We start from the raw sequence: 6,825 nt of genomic DNA on the forward strand, positions 1-6,825 counted from the left end.
AAATAAAGGCACTAAAGATTTTCATAAACCTATACATGGATTATTAGCTCTCCTTCAGCTGTGCTTTCAAAGCGTCAATTTCTTTTTGTAGTTGTTTTACTGTTTTAACCATATCCGGCAAACGGTTTTCATAGGCTGCCAATTTTAACCATTCTTTATGTGGTCTCATAGGATAGCCCGCCATAATAGAATTAGATGGTACATTACCTGTAATACCAGTCTTTCCAGCAAATTGTACATTATCTCCAATTGTGATATGTCCAGTACAACCAGTTTGACCTGCAAAGATTACATGATTACCACATTTAGTACTACCTGCAATACCAACTTGAGCAATTAAGAAGCAATCTTCACCAATTTCCACATTGTGACCAAGATGTACAAGGTTATCAATTTTTGTACCACGACGAACTAATGTAGATCCCATTGTAGCATTATCAATTGTTGTACAAGATCCAATCTCAACATCATCTTCAAGAATAACATTACCAACTTGTGGAATATGTGTATGTACGCCATTCTCTGTAGCAAAACCAAAGCCTTCGCCACCAATTACTGCTTTAGCACGCAATACAACGCGTTTACCTAAAATACAATTTTCATGAACAATAGCGCCTGCATAAATATCAGAACCTTCGCCAATACGCACATTATGTCCAATATAAACATATGGGCGAATTGTTACATTATCTTCAATGACTGCATTATCATTAATAACACAATAGGCACCAATAGAAACATTTTTTCCAATCGTTACATTTTCGCCAATAATAGCAGTACTATGCACTTCTCTAGGAACAACAACAGGTGGATGGAAGAGTTCTAACACTTGTGCAAATGCTGCTTTTGCATTATCAACTACAATTTGAGCCATCGGTGCATCTTTCACTTCAGATTCAACGATCACAGCACCCGCTTGGCATAATGCAATATGTTCAACATATTCACCTACTGCAAAAGTTATGGATTGTTTTACGGCTTGTTCAAAGCTACGTGTCTCAGTAATAACAATAGATGCATCGCCTATAACACGACCACCTACTAATGTTGCGAGTTCCTGTAAAGTTTTTTCCAAGGTAAACTCCTCCCCCTGTAATAATCCTTAATTATTGTGCACTTTCCTCAGTATTAACTGCTGTGGTTTGACCTGCTTGTTGAGCATTTTGTTGTGCATCTTGTTGTTCTTGTGCTTTAGCCGCATTTTCAGCTTCTTTAATTTGGTCATCAGAAGCTTTGCCCATCTTCGCAATCAAATCATCAGTCACATCGGAGCCACCACCAACAACAGCACCTTTTTCAATAACAACATCAAGTTTTTTCTCTTTTACAAGTTCACCAACTTTTTGTTCTTGATATTGACGATATTCTTGTGCTTTTGCATTGGCAAAGGCGTTTAACTCTTGATTAGCTTGATTAAATACATTTTGTTTAGATGCTTCATCAGCGGCTGCAATTTTAGCATCCAACTCAGCTTTCTTAGCATTGATTTCTTTAGTGATTTCAATACCTTTTTCAGTGCTGTTTGCTACTTTCACGCTATCAACATAACCAATATTATTAGAGCCGCAACCACCTAAAATAGCCATAGAAGCCACTAAGGATGCACCTAATACTAAAGATTTAATACGTTTATTCATAATATAACTCCTTATTGAACTCGATAGGACGCTTTTACAGCATCAGTAATATCAAGCCCCTTAATATTACCACCATCATCGATGATGACTAAATCTAAATGTTGTTCCTCTGCAATAATTGCTACACGCATACGAACATCTTCTAAAATGGCCTCATGAAGTGCACTCACTTCAGCTTCTTTATCCGAAAGCTTTTTAGCCCAAGAATCATTCCAGTCCTGTGCAACAGGTAAGTTATTATTAGCAATAATAGATTGTGCTTGTTGTTGTACCATAGTATCCCGTTTTGCAGCCAATTCCTTTTGTAAAGATGCTGCATATTGGTTAAGCTCTTCTTGCCCTTTTTGTTGCATAGGAGCAAGTTCTGCTTGTACTTTAGCCTTAATAGAGTCCACATCTAGATTAGATGGTTTTCTCTTAGCTAATAACTCCTTCAATCGTTCCTCTTTCTTAGCCTTCTCTGCCATAGCTGCTTCTTTTTGTGCATCATTAATGTATACACGAGCATCATAAGCATAAAGATCTAACTGTAGATTAACGATTTCTAAATCATATTCATTAGAGCTAACTTTTAACTCAGCCAAATATTTTTGCGTAAGTTCGTTTCGTTTTGCATTCAATTGCTGATTCAATTCATTTTCTTTTGTTGCAATACGAGTTTGCAATTCCACCGTAAGAGCATCTGACAAGGTTGAATCTAATGCAAGAGATTTCAACTGTTCCTCTTGTGTCTCTGACTTGGCATTTAGAGCTTGTTGTTCAAGTTCATACTGACGTTGTAAAAGGTCCAATTCATTTTTAGCTTGTTTATAATCCTCATAAGAAGGATTAAACTCTAATACATCATCAATACGTACAACACCTATTGATACCCCATCAGGACTCTGCTGACGATTCGTCACAAATCCATAGGCCCAAACCATAGCACATAATGCAACAACGAGAAATATGGCAAATCCGATATATCGTTTTTTCCCATCCATTGTCGTTCTCCCTTACATAGAACTACAGTTTATTTTTTCGCATCATTAGCTAATTTTTTCAATACTTGATCTGTAATATCTACACCACCATATAATACAGTGTCTTTAGTCATTACAACGCTAAGGCCTTTTGCATCACCTACAGCTTTTGCTGCTTCCATCGCTTTATCTTGAACGGATTTAGCAATTTCTTGATCTTTTTTTGCCAAGTTTTGACGTGCTTCTTCAGCTAATTTTTGTTTAGTCGCATCATCTTGTGCTGCATCAATTTTTGCTTGTGTTTCTTGTTGTAATTGGCTTTGATAGCTCATATATTCTTGAGCTGCAGAGATATAAATTGGATTATCTTGAGACATCATACGAGATGTATCGATAACACCAATTGTACTAGCCCCACCATTACCACTAGGTGTAGCCATTTGAGTGTATGCTAATGCACCAATACCGATAATAAAAATAGCAGCAATGACGATGGAGAAAATTTTCACATTCGCCTTGTTGTTCATCATTCGCATCATAATAGAGTGCCCTCATTTCTTTAAATTACTACATCAAAGGATGCCATATAGAGATATTGGTGAAAGCCTCTTTAGAAAAGAGGCCTCCACCATATACATTTACTATATTAGAATTGTGTGCCGAAGCTGAAGTGGAATTTATTTTTATGTTTACCCACGCCATAATCAAGTTTAACTGGACCAATAGGTGTAGTAATACGAACACCAGCACCAACGCCATAGTTGAATGTTTTCTTGCTATTGTACCAAGAAACATTTGGTGCATCCCATGCATCACCGATATCAGTGAACAATACGCCACTAACCTTTTTAACGATTGGGAAACGGAATTCCAATGTAGCATTGTACATATACTTACCGCGGAATTGATCATCTTCATAACCACGTAAGGAGTCAGCACCACCCAATGTGAATAATTGGCTATAAGGAGCATCACCTTGGATAAAGCCACCACGTGCACGGAATGCCAATACATTCTTAGCACCTAGTTTTTTATACATACGTGCTTCAGCTGTGAATTTGTAGAAGTCGAAGTCACCGCCTAAGCCATGACCAGCCCATTGTGCTGTATAGGAAATACGACGACCACGTGTTGGATCATAGATATTGTCACGGGAATCGTATACTTTTTGCCATGTAATGGAATTGATACGACCGAAGTTTTTGTCTACATATTTGTCATCTGCAAAGTTATAGGAACCATTATCCCAGTTTTGGCCTTTGCCAGCATTTCTATCATAACGATAACCAGAACTATCATCACTATCCCATTTATAAGAATCTTTACGGGATTCAAGAGTCAAGTAATCACGTGTATATTCCCCAGTTTGACGACCGAAGGAAATGTTGAAACCACGAGATTTCTTGTTATATTCAGCTACTTCATTACCATCTTCGTTATAATCTGTGTATTCATCTTCACGGTTGAAGAAGGAGAAGCCAAGGGATGTACCTTTGCTATCAATCCAAGGTTTCAAGTAAGAAATTTGGTAGTTTTTGTATTTTTTCTTACCACCGATTTCCCAGTGAACTTTAAATTTGTCACCAGTACCGCGGAAGTTATCTTCACCAAATTCAATGATACCCATCAAACCATCAGATTTGGAGTAACCAGCACCTAGTGTAATAGTACCTGTTTTATGTTCCAAAACATCGATTTCAATAATTACATTGTTAGGATCTTGATCGCCAGGCAACATGCGAACATTTACATCATCAAAGAAGCCTAGGTTGTATACGCGTTCTACAGAACGGCGTACCAAGAATTTATTGAAAGGTTTACCTTTCTTTTGAACGAATTCACGAGTAATAACTTTATCGCGAGTTTTCTTGTTACCAGCAGGAACGATATCTTCTACAATACCTTCTACGATATGAACGTGAAGCACACCTTGGTCATCTACGCGAATACCATCAACGTGTGCCAACATGTATCCATCACGAGCATATGCTGCATTAATACCTTGAACTTTCTGGCCAACATATACGGAGTTAAGGACTTGACCTGGTTGAAGATCCATGAATTTAGTCAATACTTCAGAAGTATAAACTGTATTACCTTCGAAAGATACACCAGTAGTAATTGGATTTACTGTAACAGCAAAGTCCAATTTAACACCTTCAGGTACAGTTGTGAATACAGGATTTACTTCAGAGAAGTATCCAGTATTACCAAGGTTAGTTACGTCTTTGAATACACCATCAACGGATACAGCATCGCCAATTTTTTCTGACAAAATAGGCAATAGTTGTGCTTGTTGTTCAGCTGTTACACCAGAAATAGATAAACCAGTAATCAATTTACCTACATATGGGTTAATAGACTCAGCATTAGCAGATGTAACATATTGAGCCTCTACAGTTGTAACAGCTTGAGTTTGGCCATTTTCAGCAGCCTTATCAAGGTCAGTACCACCAGTAGTTTTAGATACCATTTTTACTTGTTTGTCATCTGTTTTTAAAGCAGCATTATTAACTGTAACAGTTCCGTCAGAACCTTTAACTACAGTACCATCGCTAGATACAGTTGTATCACCACGAGCCGCTAAGATAGCTGCATCAGTTTCATCTTGTGTTGTTGCAGGTGTAGCTGCATCAGCATTGTAAACTGCTTGTGTAGTAGTAGCATCATTTGTTGTAGCTGCACTAGTTGTTGTTGTGTTATTTAAATCTGGAGTATAGCCAGCTTGTACCTCTGCAGCAAATACACTGCCTGTCCCCATGACAGCAGTCAACACAGATGCTGCAAGCATACTTTTATAGGCTTTTGGTTTAAACATAAATTCCTCCTAGAACTCATCCCCATAAAAAGTTTACATCTTGTTTTATAAAGACTAATAAATCTTTATTATTATAGCATAAAATACTGGGAATGAGTACTATATTAAACAAATTTTATGAAATTAATATGACTAGAATGTGCATATCCATGGGATTTACACACTCTAGTCATAAACTTAGAAGCTCCTTGTCCAACGACCACCTATATAATTGTTTCCTTGCGATGTGCGCCATGCAGTAAACTTAAGATTACGTTTGACAGAATATTCTACACCATATTTATTTTGTTTATTATTAATACCTTGAGAATAGGTAAGCATAACTTTCGGCACAATATACTTGCCAATTTCGATATTGTAATTGCCAGCAGTTTCTCGATTAGTCGGTTCATCAGGATCAATGGAACCAGTCGTAATATTGATTCTATCAAGCCCTAATGTATTTTGTAATGCATCTTGTACATAACCAAAGGCAAACATTTGTAATCCTGCAGTAGCAACAGCATTTACATCTTCATTTGTCAATGTACTGCTATTTGAATCTGCCCCACGGCCAAAGGTCAACATGGAAATAATTTGTTTTCTAGACAAACTAGGATTAGACGATAAAGTCAAATCCATGTGATCTACCGTGCCTTTTACGCCGAGCAGAATATTATAATTACTTACATTTGTTTCAGCCTCTAATTGTAAGTTTGGCAAATAGGAGCCACCCACGAAGTGTGCATTCCCCTTCGTAATATTAAATACATGACTTAAGTATTTAAATGTACCAGATTTAACATCAAACTGACCACTAGCTGTTGGGTTTTGTAACGTTCCGCCAAAGTGAACATCACCACCAATGAACATATTATACAAAGTACGATCATATAGGCGTACACCCTTGCCAGCATGGATGGTAACGTCTACCCCCATATTGGTACTACTTTCACTAGATTGTAAGGAAAGAGGAATTTTGAATTGAATCTTTTCAAGATTCAAAGTACCTATCAATGTAGGCAAACCATCTCTATCCGCGATATAAAGTTCACCATTTAATGGTCCTCGTACATATTCACTGTGCACCTCTAAGCCATCAAGCTGAACTGCGGCCTTATAATTAGTAAGGCTATGACCGGCCCAGTTTACTTTAGCAGCTAAACCTGCAGAACCTTTACCCATATTAATACGAGATTGGAAATCACCTTGTTGACCAGAGAAAATTAAGTCACCATCAATACCAGTAATTTGATTTTCTACACTTGCCAATTTCATCGAACCATTACGTACCGATACAGTACCATATGCTTCAGGCTGATCAATAGTGCCTGTAATGTGAACCGTGCCTTTTAACGGACCTGTTGCCTCCTTAACACTAGTTGTAAGAAGAGGGATAACAGCCATATCTGCTTCGTTAAAATCAATA

6 protein-coding genes are annotated in these 6,825 nt (G+C 37.5%); all 6 read right to left on the bottom strand.

Annotated features, from left to right (window positions below; translation table 11 throughout):
* Positions 1–43: 43 nt before the first annotated feature.
* Entirely contained in the window at positions 44–1,075 is a 1,032-nt protein-coding gene (gene lpxD / locus Q7P05_RS00720; RefSeq protein WP_303930046.1) for a UDP-3-O-(3-hydroxymyristoyl)glucosamine N-acyltransferase, read from the bottom strand.
* Between the two features lie 31 nt (positions 1,076–1,106).
* The gene (locus tag Q7P05_RS00725) at positions 1,107–1,637 is read right to left on the bottom strand and encodes an OmpH family outer membrane protein (RefSeq protein ID WP_129823845.1); all 531 of its coding nucleotides are present in this window, start codon (positions 1,635–1,637) and stop codon (positions 1,107–1,109) included.
* A gap of 11 nt (positions 1,638–1,648) precedes the next feature.
* Positions 1,649–2,620 (bottom strand): hypothetical protein, encoded by a 972-nt coding sequence (locus Q7P05_RS00730; protein ID WP_303930048.1) that lies wholly within the window; start codon positions 2,618–2,620, stop codon positions 1,649–1,651.
* 29 nt (positions 2,621–2,649) lie between these two features.
* Positions 2,650–3,138, bottom strand: a complete 489-nt coding sequence (locus tag Q7P05_RS00735) for an OmpH family outer membrane protein (RefSeq protein WP_303930049.1) — start codon at positions 3,136–3,138, stop codon at positions 2,650–2,652.
* Positions 3,139–3,245: 107 nt separating this feature from the next.
* Entirely contained in the window at positions 3,246–5,417 is a 2,172-nt protein-coding gene (locus Q7P05_RS00740; RefSeq protein ID WP_295220137.1) for an outer membrane protein assembly factor, read from the bottom strand.
* Positions 5,418–5,594: 177 nt separating this feature from the next.
* Positions 5,595–6,825: translocation/assembly module TamB domain-containing protein (locus Q7P05_RS00745; protein WP_303930051.1), on the bottom strand; the 1,231-nt coding region annotated here is incomplete at its 5' end.

Source organism: Veillonella dispar, assembly GCF_937975875.1.
Classification (GTDB): domain Bacteria; phylum Bacillota; class Negativicutes; order Veillonellales; family Veillonellaceae; genus Veillonella; species Veillonella dispar_B.